At 42.6% G+C, this 15,606-nt stretch carries 17 protein-coding genes and 2 riboswitches; of the genes, 5 read left to right on the top strand and 12 right to left on the bottom strand.

Annotated elements, in window-relative coordinates; translation table 11 throughout:
* Positions 1 to 200: 200 nt before the first annotated feature.
* From BLW54_RS11225 to BLW54_RS11205, 5 genes are read right to left on the bottom strand one after another with little or no spacing between them, the layout of a single operon-like run.
* Positions 201 to 1,271, bottom strand: coding sequence for an enoyl-CoA hydratase/isomerase family protein (locus BLW54_RS11225; protein ID WP_074734703.1), 1,071 nt, complete (start codon positions 1,269 to 1,271; stop codon positions 201 to 203).
* A 10-nt stretch (positions 1,272 to 1,281) separates the two neighbouring features.
* Positions 1,282 to 2,067, bottom strand: coding sequence for an enoyl-CoA hydratase-related protein (locus BLW54_RS11220; RefSeq protein ID WP_074734701.1), 786 nt, complete (start codon positions 2,065 to 2,067; stop codon positions 1,282 to 1,284).
* Between the two features lie 20 nt (positions 2,068 to 2,087).
* Entirely contained in the window at positions 2,088 to 3,545 is a 1,458-nt protein-coding gene (locus BLW54_RS11215; RefSeq protein WP_074734699.1) for a CoA-acylating methylmalonate-semialdehyde dehydrogenase, read from the bottom strand.
* Positions 3,546 to 3,558: 13 nt separating this feature from the next.
* Positions 3,559 to 4,446 (bottom strand): NAD(P)-dependent oxidoreductase, encoded by an 888-nt coding sequence (locus BLW54_RS11210; protein ID WP_074735043.1) that lies wholly within the window; start codon positions 4,444 to 4,446, stop codon positions 3,559 to 3,561.
* A 19-nt stretch (positions 4,447 to 4,465) separates the two neighbouring features.
* Positions 4,466 to 6,157: an acyl-CoA dehydrogenase FadE gene (locus tag BLW54_RS11205; RefSeq protein ID WP_074734697.1), complete on the bottom strand. Its 1,692-nt coding sequence runs from the start codon at positions 6,155 to 6,157 to the stop codon at positions 4,466 to 4,468.
* A gap of 313 nt (positions 6,158 to 6,470) precedes the next feature.
* Positions 6,471 to 6,669: riboswitch (cobalamin riboswitch) on the bottom strand.
* A gap of 268 nt (positions 6,670 to 6,937) precedes the next feature.
* Positions 6,938 to 7,136: riboswitch (cobalamin riboswitch) on the top strand.
* Between the two features lie 169 nt (positions 7,137 to 7,305).
* Here BLW54_RS11205 and BLW54_RS11200 point away from each other — a divergent pair.
* The 4 genes from BLW54_RS11200 (at position 7,306) to prpB (ending at position 11,153) form a co-directional block, all read left to right on the top strand.
* Positions 7,306 to 7,527 carry a hypothetical protein gene (locus BLW54_RS11200; protein ID WP_035508178.1) on the top strand — a complete coding sequence of 74 codons (222 nt, stop codon included), beginning with the start codon at positions 7,306 to 7,308 and terminating at the stop codon, positions 7,525 to 7,527.
* A gap of 49 nt (positions 7,528 to 7,576) precedes the next feature.
* Complete coding sequence (gene mmgD, locus BLW54_RS11195) at positions 7,577 to 8,692, top strand: citrate synthase (protein WP_074734695.1); 1,116 nt, start codon at positions 7,577 to 7,579, stop codon at positions 8,690 to 8,692.
* Between the two features lie 65 nt (positions 8,693 to 8,757).
* The gene (locus tag BLW54_RS11190; RefSeq protein ID WP_439330198.1) at positions 8,758 to 10,206 is read left to right on the top strand and encodes a bifunctional 2-methylcitrate dehydratase/aconitate hydratase; all 1,449 of its coding nucleotides are present in this window, start codon (positions 8,758 to 8,760) and stop codon (positions 10,204 to 10,206) included.
* 26 nt (positions 10,207 to 10,232) lie between these two features.
* Positions 10,233 to 11,153 (top strand): methylisocitrate lyase, encoded by a 921-nt coding sequence (gene prpB, locus BLW54_RS11185; RefSeq protein WP_035508173.1) that lies wholly within the window; start codon positions 10,233 to 10,235, stop codon positions 11,151 to 11,153.
* 153 nt (positions 11,154 to 11,306) lie between these two features.
* Here prpB and BLW54_RS11180 read toward each other — a convergent pair whose 3' ends face one another.
* On the bottom strand, positions 11,307 to 12,149 hold the full coding sequence (locus BLW54_RS11180) for a manganese catalase (protein ID WP_074734691.1): 843 nt from the start codon (positions 12,147 to 12,149) through the stop codon (positions 11,307 to 11,309).
* Between the two features lie 266 nt (positions 12,150 to 12,415).
* Between BLW54_RS11180 and BLW54_RS11175 the strand changes: the two genes are divergently transcribed.
* Positions 12,416 to 13,114 (top strand): DUF421 domain-containing protein, encoded by a 699-nt coding sequence (locus BLW54_RS11175; RefSeq protein WP_074734688.1) that lies wholly within the window; start codon positions 12,416 to 12,418, stop codon positions 13,112 to 13,114.
* Between the two features lie 256 nt (positions 13,115 to 13,370).
* On the opposite strand, the gene BLW54_RS20725 is transcribed toward BLW54_RS11175, so the two are convergent.
* From BLW54_RS20725 to BLW54_RS11150, 6 genes are all read right to left on the bottom strand, one after another.
* Positions 13,371 to 13,526, bottom strand: coding sequence for a hypothetical protein (locus tag BLW54_RS20725; RefSeq protein ID WP_167358810.1), 156 nt, complete (start codon positions 13,524 to 13,526; stop codon positions 13,371 to 13,373).
* Positions 13,527 to 13,546: 20 nt separating this feature from the next.
* On the bottom strand, positions 13,547 to 13,852 hold the full coding sequence (locus tag BLW54_RS11170; protein WP_074734686.1) for a spore coat protein: 306 nt from the start codon (positions 13,850 to 13,852) through the stop codon (positions 13,547 to 13,549).
* 15 nt (positions 13,853 to 13,867) lie between these two features.
* Complete coding sequence (locus BLW54_RS11165; protein WP_074734684.1) at positions 13,868 to 14,071, bottom strand: hypothetical protein; 204 nt, start codon at positions 14,069 to 14,071, stop codon at positions 13,868 to 13,870.
* Between the two features lie 15 nt (positions 14,072 to 14,086).
* Complete coding sequence (locus BLW54_RS11160) at positions 14,087 to 14,932, bottom strand: manganese catalase (protein WP_074734682.1); 846 nt, start codon at positions 14,930 to 14,932, stop codon at positions 14,087 to 14,089.
* An 80-nt stretch (positions 14,933 to 15,012) separates the two neighbouring features.
* Positions 15,013 to 15,195, bottom strand: a complete 183-nt coding sequence (locus BLW54_RS11155) for a YjzC family protein (protein WP_035508171.1) — start codon at positions 15,193 to 15,195, stop codon at positions 15,013 to 15,015.
* 50 nt (positions 15,196 to 15,245) lie between these two features.
* Positions 15,246 to 15,606 (bottom strand): hypothetical protein (locus BLW54_RS11150; RefSeq protein WP_074734680.1); only part of this gene is annotated, 361 nt, incomplete at its 5' end.

Here is a 15,606-nt window from a genome sequence, read left to right as displayed (position 1 = left end):
TGTACCGATAAAAAAGACATGGAGATGAAAAATCTATCTCCACGTCTTTAAATCCATGTTTGTTCCAAAACGCATCGATTCCTAATCATGTTTCCTCTGTTCTCCAACCCTAATCGCAAAAAGCGAAACATGAGACCGGACCATCCAGTGATACACGGACACGAAAAAATTCCAAACGTCCTTTCCTAAAACAAGAGGAACTATATTTCATTTGTTTTTAAAATATTCCTATCTGTGAAGAAACTCCGAACCAGTTGATCATCCACATCAGATAACCTTTTAAATCTGTAGTCTGGACGATGATCTTTATCAATCAATACCGACCGGATTCCCTCATAAAAATCCTCGTTAAGCAAGAAGTTCTTGGCAATGATTAAATCTCTTTCCAGACATTCCTTTATCGATTTCCCTTCTCCATGAATCAACTGCTGAAGAGTAACTTTAAGGGAGCACGGAGACTTTGATAAGAGTGTGGCATGGGTTTTTTCTGCAAAAGTAGTGCCTGACTTTTGGAGAGACGCTGTCATTTCTTCCATGGATGCTTTGGAGAAGTGTTCATCAATCTCATGCTGCACGTCTCTCAATTCACTAGGCTCTGACGGAGAATCTGAAAATTTTTCTATTTTCCGCTGCAAGGTAGTTTCTACAGAATTCTTATGCCAATCAGTGGCCTCAATAACGGAAAGAAAATGATTTAGGTTCTCTCTCGACATATAATTATCCGCTGCCTTGATGTAAAGCGCATCAGCTCCGCTTAAGACAGAGGCGGACAACGCCACGTACCGACCAGTATAACCGGGAGCACGATTCAGGAAATAAGCCGCGCCCACATCCGGAAAAAAGCCGATATTCATTTCCGGCATCGCCCATTTTGTTTTTTCTGTGACAATTCGGAAGTCTGCTCCATAACTGAGACCGACGCCCCCACCCATAACGATTCCATCCAGGCAGGCAACGATCGGCTTCTGGCAGGAATGGACAAACTCATCGACTTCATACTCTCGTTCAAAGAAATTCACTGCCTTCTCCATTGCTTCTTGACTTTGTTGGGCTTCATACAATGTTTTGATATCTCCACCAGCGCAAAATCCCTTAGACTCTGTTCCCTTTAAAAGGATAAATAGAACGCGATCATCCTGCTCCCACTCCTTCAGTTTCTTCCCAATCGCATCCAACATGTCATAATTAAGGGAATGAATGGCCTCAGGTCTGTTTAATATGATCGATGCTACTCCATTTTCCTGTTGAGAAAAAAGTACTTGAGCTGACATACTATCCCTCCTATCCATGGATGAACTCTGGTTTACGTTTATCAATAAAGGCCTGTACCCCTTCTTTTGCATCCTCTGTACAAAATAATTCGGAAAATTTCTGCCTTTCTCTCTGGAGTCCATTTTCTCTTGTTTCCTGAGATCCTTGGATAATGCATTCGAGGGCACGTGTCACACTCGTCATACTCTTCCCATCTATCCAGGATGCTGCTAATGTGTGAGCCGTCTGATAAAGCTCATCAGGTTCGGCAATCGTTTGAACGAGACACAATTCGGCCGCTTCCTCCACGCTCAGTTGTTTACTAGATAAAATCATGTCGAGGGCTTTTGCCGTTCCGATAATTTCCGTTAGACGCTGTGTACCACCGAAAGAAGGAATCAATCCTAACTTCAATTCTGGTAATCCAAGGATAGCTGTTTGGGAAGCTATTCTGTAATGGCAGCTTAAGGCCACTTCTAAGCCGCCTCCAAGAGCAGGCCCATTAATGGCAGCAATAACAGGTTTATTCATGGCTTCAATTTCATCACATAATGCCTGTCCAGCTTCTGCCATCGCGTATGATTTCTTCTCATGATCAAAAGCATGAACAAACTCTTTTATATCCGCTCCAGCAACAAAAAAACGCCCTGATCCCGTAAGAATGATAGCTTTCGCCTTTTCTTCACCTGCGAGATTACGGAAGGTTTTTCGCAATTCATCGATACACCCTGAAGACAGCGCGTTCGCAGGCGGATGCTGGATTTCAACCGTAGCAATCGATTGTTCAAGGGTAACGTTCACATACTTTTCCGTCATTCAATTCTCCCCCTTTCAAGCTAGAACCATCGTTGGGTGATAACTTTTTTACGTGTATAAAACTGGACACCATCTTTTCCATTCGTTCCCAAATCCCCATAGAAAGATGCTTTGTTTCCTGCAAAAGAGAAAAAGGCCATTGGAGCTGGGACATTGACATTGACACCGACCATACCCGCGTCAATTTCCTCTCTGAACTGCTGTGCAGCCTTTCCACTATCCGTATAGATAACGGCTCCGTTAGCGAACTTCGATTCGTTAGTTAGCGTGATCCCTTCTTTCAAATCTTTAACTCTTACAATGCTTAATACTGGAGCAAACAACTCGTCCTGCCAGATTCTCATATCGGTTTGGACGTGATCGAAGATCGTCGCACCGACGAAATATCCTTCCTCCGTTGTCTCTGGACTCCTCCCATCAACACGCAGTTCTGCCCCTTCTTTTACTCCGCTTTCAATATAATCATGGACCTTCTGACGATGAACTTCTCTGATAAGTGGTCCTACAAAATTACCTTCCTTCGAGCCATCGCCAACCTTAAGCTTATTCGTTTCCTCTATCAGCTTTTCGATAAAAACATCCGCCACTTCATCCACCACAGCCACTACGGAGCAAGCCATACAGCGTTCCCCACTGCTTGCAAAAGCAGCTCCGATCACTCCCTGGACTGTTTTATCCAAATTGCAGTCAGGAAGGACTACGGCGTGGTTTTTCGCTCCTGCCAGTGCCTGAACCCGCTTGCCATGAGCCGTTCCAGTTTCATAAACATGCTTAGCCACCGGCTCGGATCCCACAAAAGAAACCGCCTCGATCTCTGGATGACTAAGCAGCCCATTGACTACCGCTTTCCCGCCGTGAACAAGGTTTAATACTCCTTTTGGGAATCCAGATTGATAGAAAAGTTCTACCAGTTTCCCAGCTAAGACAGGTGTCCGTTCCGAGGGCTTTAGGACAAACGTGTTGCCGCAGGCAATCGCAAGAGGGAACATCCAGAGCGGCACCATCATTGGAAAGTTGAAAGGAGTGATCCCAGCTACAACTCCCAGGGGATACCGGAAAATGGACCCGTCAATTCCTTCAGCGATATTGGGAAGAGCATCTCCCATCATCAGGTTCGGCGTCGACGTCGCCAATTCGACAACTTCTATCCCTCTTTGGACTTCTCCCCTTGCATCCTTCAACGTTTTTCCACTTTCCAAGGTAATGATTTGTGCCAGCTCTTCCTGGTTCGCCTTCAATTTTTCTAAATACGTATATAAAAGACGTGCCCTCTGAGGCACTGGTTGACTGGACCATGATGGATAAGCAGCGGCGCAGGATTCTGTTGCACGGTTTACATCTTCTACTGAAGATAGTGGAACATAAGCGATGATTTCCCCGGTTGCCGGGTTTGGAACTTCCTCAACTTCCTTGCCTGTCGACTCTACCTTCTCACCGTTTATATAATTTTTTACTTTCTCTGCTTTTATCGTAAGCATATTCTCACTCCTCTTATAAGGTCGATTTCGCCTGTTCTCTAATCTTTCGATAAAGGACAGACATATCTTTGTCGCCGTATCCATCCTCTATGGCTTCTTCATACATAGAGAGCAAGTTTCTGCTGATTGGCAAATCTAAATGATGCTGATCAGCCAATTCCATTGCAAAACCTAAGTCTTTTTTCAGCAGCTTCAAAGTGAATCCAGGATCGTACTGTTCATCTTTGATGAACCCGTTATAATTCCGATCATAAATCCTGCTGCTCGCATAGCTGACATTCAGGATATGATAAAGATTCTCCAAATCAATGCCGCTTTCCCTTGCGAGGTTCAATGCCTCGCTGACACCTGCTGTATAAAAACCAATGAATAGATTGTTGATCAGCTTTGCTTTCGTTCCACTATCAACATCTTCATTTACATGGAAGATATCTTCACCCAACCTTTCTACAATAGGTGAAATACGATGATAGTCTTTTTTAGGACCGCCGATCATGAAGGTCAACGTCTTGTTAACGGCTCCAATGACTCCTCCGCTGACAGGCGCCGCCAGAAATGAAACGGACTTTCCTTCGCAAGCTTCAGCAATTCTCCTATTAACCCCTGGGGTTACCGTACTTGTATCTATCAAAAGAACATCAGAGGTTCCCTCTTCGATAAGTCCTTCCTTGCCAAGGTAGATTTCCTCAACCGCTTCTGAAGAAGGTAAACTAGTAAAAATGAAATCACAGATTTTCGCCAATTCAGGGATGGATGTCCCTATTTTTCCGCCATGTTCGGTGAGACGTTGTTCGGCCTGCTTGTTCAAATCGACCCCATAAACGGAATAACCAGCTTCAAGCAAATTTTTGGCCATTGGAAACCCCATGTTACCTAAGCCAATAAATCCTATTTTCATCATTATTTCTCCTCTCCCTTGCTTAAATGGCATGGGCTGCATCCCAGCCGGTAACGTCTTTGGCTATGTTCCTCTTCTTCTCAAATATTCCTGAAAATTCAGGATCTTCAATGCCTTTCAAAGCATTAAACCAATCCTTCCGTTTCTTCTCACTCGCCTCCACTGAAGAGAGGATCGTCTTTACTGCCTCGGCGATTTTCCTGTATCTCTCGGCACATAAGACCTCCGTCATCCCTTTATGGGTTATGCTCAGACGTCCCCTCTGTCCTGATTTCTCTGATCGTAAGAATGCGGATTCCATCACGTATAAATCACTAACCATATCAGATAACAAACGTGAGTATTCCTGTTCCTGCTCAATCTCAACACCCGATTCAGTAAGCGCTTTCAAAGCTAAGTATAAAAGTTGTTCAGAAGCCTGCATCCATTTCCCATTTTGACCTTGATTGCTCTCAATGTTTTCTATCTCCCTATGTTTATGGTTCTGATAGTGTTTCATAAACAATTTGGAAATAGTTAAACGGTTAATCTCATTCGTGCCTTCAAAAATTCGGCTGATTCTCGCATCCCTGTATAACCTCTCCACTTCATATTCTTGCATATAACCATATCCGCCATGAATTTGCACAGCTTCGTCCACTACTCGAGCCAACACTTCCGAACAGTTCACTTTATTGATTGAACACTCCATAGCAAATGTAAATATCAACTCGCTGACATCTTGAACTTCTGCTGTACCTTCCATCCCTTGGTCCAATCCATCTGCTGTTCGATATGCCGCACTTTCCGCTCCGTAAATGGCGATGGCCATATCCGCGATTTTCTCTTGGATCATCGTAAATTCAATGAGCGGTGATTGAAATTGAAGACGCTCTTTCGCATAATCTCCCGCTAATTGCAGTGCCTGCTTAGCTGTTCCAATATTTGAAAAAGCTAACTTGAGCCTTGCCATGTTAAGAATATTGAGCGCAATCCTGTGTCCGTTACCAACTTTCCCAAGGACGTTTTCAGATGGGATTTCAACATCCTCCAAAACAAGCGTAGCTGTGGAAGATCCTTTAATCCCCATCTTCTTTTCTTCAGGTCCAACGGATATTCCGGGCAGGGATTTTTCCACAATAAAGGCGGTCATTCCTTGGTGGGTCTTTGCAAATACTACATAAACATCTGCAACATGGGCATTCGTAATCCATTGCTTTCCTCCATTCAGTACCCATGCCCCCTTCTCTCCATCCCATATAGCACGGGTTTTTGAGTTTAACGCATCTGACCCTGCATCAGGCTCTGTCAAAGCATAAGCCCCGATCCATCGCCCACTTGCCAGCTTAGGCAGGTATTTATGTTTTTGTTTTTCTGTACCGAAGTAAATAAAAGGTAACGTTCCAACGCCTGCGTGAATATTGAATGATACACTAAACGATCCCGCATGCCCCATTTTTTCCGCTATTAAGCCTGAGATTTTTTTACTCAGTGATAAACCCCCGTACTCTTCAGGCACTTCTACACCAAGAAGACCAAGGTCCCCTGCCTCCTTGAATAAGCGAGCCGCAACAGAATACTGATGCTGTTCAATCGCTTCCATTTGCGGTTGTACGTGGTTTTTTACAAAGGATTCAGTCGTCTTCAACATGAGTTCCTCTTCGTTCGTAAAATCTTCGGGAGTGAAGAAATCCCTGCGGTTTTGAAAAGGCAAAAATCCTTGTCTAATTTCCATCGTTTTCTCCCCTTACATACTTACTCTTGGCATTTCTGGCAAAGGTTTTATTAAACCCTAGTGTTAATTTTTCATATGTGAACGACTAAAAGATCGTTTAAGTTGCCATATAAGGGTATGAGTTTCCTACCGTAATGGCCAATAGTCCCTCGATTCTGAGCATTCAGATATAGAGATTTAACCCAGACTCAAAATAAAAAAACAACTTCTTAATCGAAGTTGTTAAGTCATTCAGAAATCCATAAATAAACATACTTGTTCAAAAAAGCATGCTTCTTCTGACGTGCTTAACACCTCCTATCCTCGTAGGATGTAGTGTTTCCTGATCCGGGCAGGTCTCCTGGCTTATGATCTACGCTTTCCAGCCCTTCCCATCCTCCTCTTCAGAGTACAGTGGTTCGCTGGATTGCTCCTACTTACAGTTGCGGGACAGCGCCGGATTCGCACCGGCTTCCCTTTTAAGCTGATTAAACCTTCAATGGTTTACCAGCACCCGAATCTACACTATATTCATTTGTTCAGATTAAACATACCAAATCATTTGAATATTAACAATTAACTTTTTGAAGCGCTTTCAAAATAAACCCGTGTCAACTCTTACAACCGCGGGGATTGAAACATTTCAAATTTTTCACTTTAAAATGCTTATATCCAATCATTTGAGTAATAAATATGATCCTCCCCAGCCGTGAAACGAATCATTCCCAGACTCCTCGTCCCCATCCCTTAGAAATAATTGTCTATTTTCGGAATCTTTGTTATATTAAAAAAGTCACAACTGAATATATTTTTGATTCAGGTGCTGATAAGCGCCCAGCTTATTTGCTTAAAAGGGAAATCGGTGATAATCCGATGCTGTCCCGCAACTGTATTTGGGAGCGAACTGGAAGACCACTTTTCTCGGGGGGTAACGAGAATGGGAAGGATCCAGCAAGCGATGATCATAAGCCAGGAGACCTGCCTGTTTCAGCGAGCATCATTCCCTACGAGGATAGGAGGTGTTAAGTGCGAGTGAAAGAGTATGGTCAGGTGTGTATACCTAGTGCATTCCCTACTCTCTCTGATTTTCTGCCAAATCTCAACTTAACAACTTCTTTAGAAGTTGTTTTTTTATTGTCTTCATTTCTATTTGACTAGAGGTGTTTTATTTGACGACTTCAACTGAGTCTTACGTAAACCTGCTCAAATCTTGTATCATGAACCACCTGTTTTCTTCTATTCCTTGCCCGCTAGAAGATACCTACAGACAATTAAAAGAAGAAATCATCGATCAAGCCGACCACAATCAAGAACTAAAAAACCTTGAAGCAGCTATCTCCCTTATCCATAAAGAAATCTCAGGAAGAATACGAGCGGGATCAGAATTTTAAGTACCCTCTTTTTTGAAAGCGTTTCCCCATTAAGGTTAGGAGGAGTATTATGCCAGAGCAAACGACTTATAAAAAAGGATTAGATGGTGTGATTGCAACAGAAACCAAGCTGTCTTACCTAGATGTTGATGCGGAAGAAATCGTCCTTCTTGGATATGATCTGATTGAACTTGCCGAAAGCAAGCAATATCTCGACTTAGTTCAGCTGTTATTGCGAGGTCAACTCCCCGATGAAGACACACGACCCATTCTGGAAAAAGAATTAAAAAAAGAATATGAGCTCCCTGAGGACTTCTTTTCCCTTTTTCATAAACTGCCAAAAAAAACACATCCCATGGACGCTTTACGAACAGGAATATCCGCACTGGCAGGATACGAGAAGGATTTAGATGAACGCCGGGAAGATGAGATTAGACAGACCGCTATTAGACTTCTAGCAAAAATACCTAACATCGTCGCCAACAGTTACCACACGCTTCATGATGAAGCTGTAATAGAGCCTGACCAGACACTCTCTTATAGCGCGAATTTCCTATACATGATTACAGGCAAGGAACCGACAGCAGCGGAAGCTGCATATTTTGATCAATCTTTAATGGTATATAGTGAACACGAAATGCCGAACTCGACTTTTACAGCACGGGTAATCGCTTCGACAAATGCTGATATATACGGCGCCCTTACAGGAGCAGTAGCTTCATTGAAAGGAAACCTTCATGGCGGAGCAAATGAAGCGGTCATGCACATGTTATTAGAAGGAGGCACTACAGATGGGTTCCGCCACCTTCTCTATGAAAAGCTTACCAATAAAGAAAAAGTTATGGGATTCGGACATCGCGTGTACATGAAAAAGATGGACCCAAGAGCCGCACTCATGAAAGAAGCCTTACGAGAACTTTCTGCAGAGAGACAACGGGAAGACCTTTTTGAAATGTGCGAAGCAGGAGAACAACTGATGAAAGAAGAAAAAGGTCTATATCCGAACCTGGATTACTACGCTGCACCTGTCTATTATCTGCTGGGTATCCCTATCGATTTGTACACACCAATCTTCTTTGCTGCACGAACACTTGGATTGTGCGCCCATGTGTCTGAACAATATGCCAACAACAAATTGTTCAGACCAAGAGTCCTCTACACAGGGCCACGTGGGCTGCATCCTTAGAAGATAAGCCGGGCTTGTCCCGGCTGTCTTTTAAATGTCATTACATATTTTTATAAAAGGTGGAGATGAAAATGACTGAAGTAAAAGTAAGCCCCGCACAGACAACCGATCAGGTATTAGAGCGTATCGCGGAATATGCCGTTTATGGAGAAATCACTAGCAATGAAGCTTTAAAAACCGCGCAATATGTACTGATGGATACATTAGGCTGTGGGTTTTTAGCTCTCCGTTATCCTGAGTGTACCAAGCACTTAGGGCCCATCGCCCCGGGTACCATAGTACCAAATGGTTCAAGGGTGCCCGGTACGTCCTACGAACTGGATCCCGTCCACGCGGCCTTCAATATTGGATGCATGATCCGCTGGCTCGATTACAACGATACATGGCTGGCGGCAGAGTGGGGACACCCTTCAGACAACTTAGGCGGGATTTTAGCGATTTCCGATTACATCAGCCGTAAGCGAATATCAGAAGGAAAACAAGCATTGAAGATGGACACCGTTCTTGAAAATATTGTAAAAGCTCACGAAATTCAAGGCGTCTTAGCGCTTGAGAATAGTCTTAACCGTGAGGGACTTGACCATGTGCTCTATGTCAAAGTTGCAACTACAGCTGTGGTGACCGCTATGTTAGGCGGGAGTAAAGAAGATGTCATTAACGCTGTTTCTCAAGCGTGGATTGATAATTCCAGCCTTCGTACTTATCGTCATGCACCAAACACAGGATCACGGAAATCCTGGGCTGCCGGTGATGCGACAAGTCGCGGTGTAAGACTCGCCTTAATGACAATGAAGGGAGAAATGGGTTATAAAACAGCCTTGTCTGCGCCTGGGTGGGGGTTTGAAGATGTGCTCTTCGGAGGAAAAGAATTGACTTTAGCTCGTCCGTTGGGGTCATACGTTATGGAAAACATTCTGTTCAAAATATCCTTCCCGGCTGAATTTCATGCCCAAACAGCAGCGGAAGCAGCCATTGAACTTCATGACCAGGTAAAAGGAAAAATCGATGATATCAAAAAGGTCACCATTACTACACATGAATCAGCTATCCGTATCATCGATAAAAAAGGCCCCCTTCATAACCCGGCCGACCGGGATCATTGTTTGCAATACATCACAGCTATTGGGCTTCTCTATGGATCATTAAATGCAGACCATTATGAAGATGAGGTTGCACGCAACCCCGAAATCGATCGGTTGCGTGATGTGATGGAGACAATCGAAAATGAACAATACAGTAAAGATTATCTAGATCCAGATAAACGTTCGATTGCTAATGCTGTCCAAGTGTTCTTCCATGACGGCACTTGCACAGATGAGATTGCAATTGAATATCCAATCGGTCACCGACGGCGCCGTGAGGAAGGACTCCCGCTCCTTCTGAATAAATTCCAAAACAATTTGAAGACACGTTTCCCACTTCGTCAAGTAAACCAGATACTTAACTTATGTGAGGACTATGATGAACTGACAGATACTCCTGTCCATCAATTCATGGAACTGTTCAGAATATAACTTCATTCTGTAAGGAGGAATTATATATGTCATGGATTGTCGAACCTAAATCCACTCAGTCGGAAAGAGCAGAAGCTTTCAAACGACTGATCAAACATCCAGATTTATTAAAAATCCCTGGCGCTCATGATGGGATGTCGGCGAAAATAGCAAGAGATGTGGGCTTTCAGGCTATTTATTTATCCGGAGCCGCTTATACGGCAAGTCGCGCCCTACCCGATCTCGGGCTCATATACTCAAATGAAATGGCCGAAAAAGCCCAAGAGCTGATCCGTGCTTCGGACCTCCCTCTACTTGTTGATATTGATACAGGCTATGGCGGAGTGATCAACGTCGCACGCGCTGCAAGAGAAATGGTTGAAGCTGGAGTCGCCGCTGTACAAATCGAAGACCAGCTCTTACCAAAAAAATGTGGCCACTTAAACGGGAAAAAGCTGATCGAAACCAAAGAAATGGTGCAAAAAATCCGTACAATTAAAGAAGTGGCTCCCACCCTTGTCATAGTGGCCCGGACAGACGCCAAATCAGTGGAAGGGATTGAAAAAGCCATTGAGCGGGCCAATCAATATATTGAAGCCGGGGCCGATGCCATTTTCCCAGAAGCGCTCACGAGTGAGGAAGATTTTCGATATGCCTCCTCCCTCATTCTTGCACCTTTGCTCGCAAATATGACCGAATTTGGAAAAACGCCTTACTTTACAGGTGAAGAATTTCACTCCTTTGGGATGGATATGGTCATCTACCCTGTCACCTCCCTTCGTGTAGCAGCTAAAGCGTATGAGCGGGTTTTCACCGAAATACTGGAGCAGGACACGCAGAAGAAAAAGCTCGAGGATATGCAGTCGCGTGAAGAGCTTTATGAAACCATTAAGTATTATGACTATGAAGCACTGGATGAAAAAGTAGCAAAAACTATTCTTCCAGAGATAGGGAAAGAAAAGAAATAATTAAAGAAGCAGCTAAACGTAAAATTAATGGGTCACTTTTAAATATGGACCTTAATAAACACGGTCAATAACGTTCGCAGGGACTATTGACCGTGTTTTCTATATGAAGTTACATAAGAATTTGGTGTAAAGATATGAGGTTACAAACATTCATTAGAATTTATCTCTTTTAGTAGGAGGAGTATCGTAAACATCTTGCGGAGCAGGCAAGAGCTTAGCAGGTCCTCCATATGGGGCAGGGTTCGATACGTATCTAAACTGTCCTCTCCCATCGGGAGCAACACCTTGAGCCCAAGGTCCACTAGCATCTGCTTCTCCACGTGAAGTATTGTAGAAGTCATAAGCAACTGCCTGTTTCTCATTCGACCTTGGGAAGGTGGTCGGAACAACAACGTCTCCTGATTTCGCTTCGATCTCCCTAATAGCCTGAATCCATTGGTTTTGATGAGCTGTATCTCTTGCTAGTAAAAAGCTTAACGTATCTTTAACGCAAGGATCATCCGTTAACTCAAACAGTCGTGCTACCTGAAGTCTTCCTTGTGATTCAGCTGTTAAATTTGCCCGGAAATCAGCTAATAAATTTCCACTGGATATAATATAATCCGCTGTCCATCGGTTTCCAACACTATCTGCAGGCATAGCTCCTAACCCTGAGACGATAGCATGTTGAGGATTCATTCCCCCCATAATTGCAGCTATGGCAGGATCTGATTGATAAGCATTTTCTTGTTGTTCAAGCGATGTATTATCTAATAAACGAGCAATTAAGGTAGCAAGAATTTCCACATGCGCAATTTCTTCTGTACCAATATCCATCAACAAGTCACGGTATTTCTTATTACCACCACGAACGTTCATCCCTTGAAATAAGTACTGCATCATGACTGAAATCTCTCCCCACTGTCCTCCCAGTACTTCTTGCAGCTGCTTTGCAAAAATAGGGTCCGGCTGAGAAACTTTTGCTTCGTACTGCAATTCCTTTACATGATAAAACATTTTAATCCCCCTTTGTAATTCAAAATTACCATATGTCCACATTTACTTTTACATGCACGAAATCATCATTTAAAAAAGATGCTCAGTTAAAATGAGCTCCTTCTTCAAAATTCCTGAGAGAAGTTTTACTTTATAAGTTAATTTTGGGAAACAAAACATTATGACCATTTTTTTCGCTGTATGAATGAAAAATTTTCTTAAAGGGACTATAAGTAGTGCCCGTTTGTAAAGAGTATTCCATAGTTCATTTTAAGGAGTTAAATTAAATGACCACGACTGAAATTATTTGGAGAGTTGCTCTATCCTTTATTGGACTTTTTCTCCTGACCAGAATGATGGGGAGAAAAGAGATTAGCCAAATGACTTTTTTCAACTTTGTTTCAGCCATCTCGATTGGTTCCATCACTGCCAACTTAGCTGTTAATGCGAATCTAAGTGTTCGAAACGGAGTGATTGCACTTGTCTTATGGACTGCCTTCACACTCTTAATAGCCTTTATTGATATCAAGTCAAAAAGAGCCCGTAAATTCACTACCGGAGAGCCTATCATTGTCATTAAAGAAGGAAGGATAATGGAAGATGCTCTTAGGTCTACACAGCTTGAAATCGATGCTCTCCGAACCTTGCTCAGACAAAAAAATATTTTCACTTTAAAAGATGTACAATTTGCTATTTTCGAGACAAGTGGCCAACTCTCCGTAATGAAATATGAAAGTAATCAACCGGTAACAAAAAAAGATTTGAATATTCTTCCCAAAAATAATATTTACCCCTTAGCAACTGAAATAATAACAGATGGTAAAATTAACACGAACAACTTGCAAAGATTAGGAAAGAATAAGGATTGGCTTTACCTCCAATTGCAAAATATGGGCATCAAAGATATTGATCAAATCTTTTATGCAGAAGTTCTTCCGAATGGATCCTTGTATATTGACAAAAAGGACGATACACTCACAAATTAAATCTACCCAAAAATAAACTTTAGATTTATTCGACTTAGCGATAGTTCCAGGCATGGATCATTCATGCCTGGAATTCGATCTAGGAAAACTGAAATATTGTCCCTGGATCCTTTATTTGGGTACAATCTTCCTTTTTTACCTATAGTGGAATGATTAAATCATAAAATAAGGCGGTTTATGGGCGAAATTAGAATGCGAAGAATAGCATTCAGCACTCCCCCATAAACCACCTAGAAAATCCATTGGTTAAAATTCTTTATTCATAATCATCAGGATTCTTTTCACTTTCTTTCTTATTTGTATCCTCCACTTCACGTTGAGGCTCAATATCACGATTAGGATCTTTCTCCTTCAGCTTCTGTTCAGGAGAAAGACCGTCTCGCTTATCTTGTTTATCATTCTTTTCAGCCATACATATACACTCCCTAACACCTATTGACTGTTTATTGGCATTTTAAGCGCCAAGTCTGCCTTTTCAAGATCATGATTAACCTGTTCTTTCATATCATAGGCATGGTACAACTCATTATCGATCATATACGTGGCGATTTTATGATGAAGATCGATTGCATCATTTAATTGTTTTTTTAACACTTTATGAATTTCCGGACTTGCGGTTTCTGTAATCGCTACGGAGTAATGTCTAACCGCAGCTTTTGCCGAGACCAACAAGTCTGTTGCGATGACTTCATCATTAATCAATTCTTTATTGTTGATTTGATCTAAAATACCAGACATGATTGTATCCTCCTTTTATTTAGCTTCTTCAAGAATACCTTTCAATTCTTCTACCGCTTTCTGGGCAACTTTAGAGTCTTCCTTAAGCAATTCTTTCAGTTTGCTATCCGTTGCTAAACCCTGCATTAGGGAGGATTTGGCTGCACAAGCCGATTTCACTGTCAACATTTCATGGACTTCCAAAACTTCATGTTGAGCATAATTATTACCTTTACCCATGTAACTTCCTCCTCTTTATTTAAAATTTCCACTCTTTTCTTTTTTCTTTGGTGGCGTGCCATGCATATAGGAAGGAGCTGGTTTTAATTCTTGCTTTCCTCCATATGATTGGGGTTCTTTCACATAGTCAAACTCTCCTTCTCCATCTGGTGTTTTTCCAGATGTCCAACTCCCCTCTTTACTTTCCTCTCCTTCTGAGAAGTTAAGCAAATCATAAGAAAAATCAGTGGCTTCCCATTCTTTTGGTACACTGGATGGGACAGTGGTTCCATGCTCCTCTTCTAGTTCCTTGAGAGCAGCAATCCATTGGTTTTGATGCATCGTATCCCTCGCAAGTAAGAAAGACAGCATCTCTTTCACGCCGCGATCATCTGTCATTTCATATAAACGGGCAACTTGGAGTCTTCCTTGAGACTCTGCATTTAAGTTTGCACGTAAATCTGTAATCAAGTTCCCGCTCGCAACAATATACCCCCCGCTCCATGGCACACCTGTACTATTTTCAGGCATAGCTCCAAGCCCTGAAACGATCGCATGGTGAGGGTTCATACCACCCATAATGGCTCCAATGACCGGATCCTCAGCCGCTTTTTCCTGTTCATTCACAGGTGCATCGTCAAGAAGACGTGCAATCATCGTTGAAATCATTTCTACGTGCCCCAATTCCTCTGTACCTGTATCCATTATCAGATCTTTATACCGTTCATCACCCCTGGCGTTCCAGCCTTGGAAGAGATATTGCATCGCCACAGATATTTCCCCAAACTGGCCGCCGAGGATCTCTTGGAGTTTTTTTGCATACATAGGATCGGAACGTTCAGGTTTCGCGTGGAATTGTAGTTCTTTTCTATGGAAAAAGATAAGTCAACACTCCTTCTTTACATTCTTTTCACTAGTTTAGAGAATAAAGGAGCCCCTCCTTTCATAGAGGGGCAGGTTTTTTAAGAGGTTTTAACCCAATATGCGGCATCGTTATCTGCTGGAGATGGTGGGAACTGATCCCCTTCACTCAGCTCAATGGTTTGCTTATCTTTACTAGAGTTTCCATTGACTAGGCTGTCTACTTTATATGTGCCACTTTCTGGAGCCTTCTCGCCAGTTTTGAATTGTTCATTCTTTGCCATATGAAAGCACCTCCAATATTTTTGAATTTACGAATAATGATTATCCTAAATTAGGAATTACGGTTGGAGCCGTTTCCTGATTTACGCCCGCCTTTTTGGCCAATTTTCTCATAATGTTCTTCCCCGTATTTTTCGCTGGTGGTTTCTCCACCCTTTTGACCGATATCTTCAAAGTGTTCCTGGCTGTATTCTTCCGCCACTTTTTCTCCACCTTTTTGGCCAATCTCTTCGAAGTGATCTTGACCATATTCTTCGCTAGTCGTTTCTCCGCCTTTTTGACCAATGTTTTCAAAGTGCTCTTGGCTGTATTCTTCCGCTACTTTTTCTCCACCCTTTTTACCGATCTCTTCAAAATGCTCTTGATCGTATTTACGGGACGTTTTTTCTCCGCCTTTACGTCCAGCTTCCTCT

Origin of the sequence: Halobacillus karajensis (genome assembly GCF_900108515.1) — a bacterium.
GTDB lineage: Bacteria > Bacillota > Bacilli > Bacillales > Halobacillaceae > Halobacillus > Halobacillus karajensis.
This window is presented reverse-complemented; position numbering and strand designations above follow the sequence as displayed.

What these genes read in the sequence shown, in the direction of transcription:
- prpB (WP_035508173.1), top strand. Translation starts at nt 10,233, where the DNA reads ATGTCATGGATTGTCGAACCTAAATCCACTCAGTCGGAAAGAGCAGAA.
- BLW54_RS11210 (WP_074735043.1), bottom strand. Translation starts at nt 4,446, where the DNA reads ATGATGAAAATAGGATTTATTGGCTTAGGTAACATGGGGTTTCCAATG.
- BLW54_RS11165 (WP_074734684.1), bottom strand. Translation starts at nt 14,071, where the DNA reads ATGGGTAAAGGTAATAATTATGCTCAACATGAAGTTTTGGAAGTCCAT.
- BLW54_RS11220 (WP_074734701.1), bottom strand. Translation starts at nt 2,067, where the DNA reads ATGACGGAAAAGTATGTGAACGTTACCCTTGAACAATCGATTGCTACG.
- BLW54_RS11180 (WP_074734691.1), bottom strand. Translation starts at nt 12,149, where the DNA reads ATGTTTTATCATGTAAAGGAATTGCAGTACGAAGCAAAAGTTTCTCAG.
- BLW54_RS11225 (WP_074734703.1), bottom strand. Translation starts at nt 1,271, where the DNA reads ATGTCAGCTCAAGTACTTTTTTCTCAACAGGAAAATGGAGTAGCATCG.
- BLW54_RS11170 (WP_074734686.1), bottom strand. Translation starts at nt 13,852, where the DNA reads ATGTCTGGTATTTTAGATCAAATCAACAATAAAGAATTGATTAATGAT.
- BLW54_RS11215 (WP_074734699.1), bottom strand. Translation starts at nt 3,545, where the DNA reads ATGCTTACGATAAAAGCAGAGAAAGTAAAAAATTATATAAACGGTGAG.
- BLW54_RS11175 (WP_074734688.1), top strand. Translation starts at nt 12,416, where the DNA reads ATGACCACGACTGAAATTATTTGGAGAGTTGCTCTATCCTTTATTGGA.
- BLW54_RS11190 (WP_439330198.1), top strand. Translation starts at nt 8,758, where the DNA reads ATGAAAATGACTGAAGTAAAAGTAAGCCCCGCACAGACAACCGATCAG.
- BLW54_RS20725 (WP_167358810.1), bottom strand. Translation starts at nt 13,526, where the DNA reads ATGGCTGAAAAGAATGATAAACAAGATAAGCGAGACGGTCTTTCTCCT.
- mmgD (WP_074734695.1), top strand. Translation starts at nt 7,577, where the DNA reads ATGCCAGAGCAAACGACTTATAAAAAAGGATTAGATGGTGTGATTGCA.
- BLW54_RS11205 (WP_074734697.1), bottom strand. Translation starts at nt 6,157, where the DNA reads ATGGAAATTAGACAAGGATTTTTGCCTTTTCAAAACCGCAGGGATTTC.
- BLW54_RS11155 (WP_035508171.1), bottom strand. Translation starts at nt 15,195, where the DNA reads ATGGCAAAGAATGAACAATTCAAAACTGGCGAGAAGGCTCCAGAAAGT.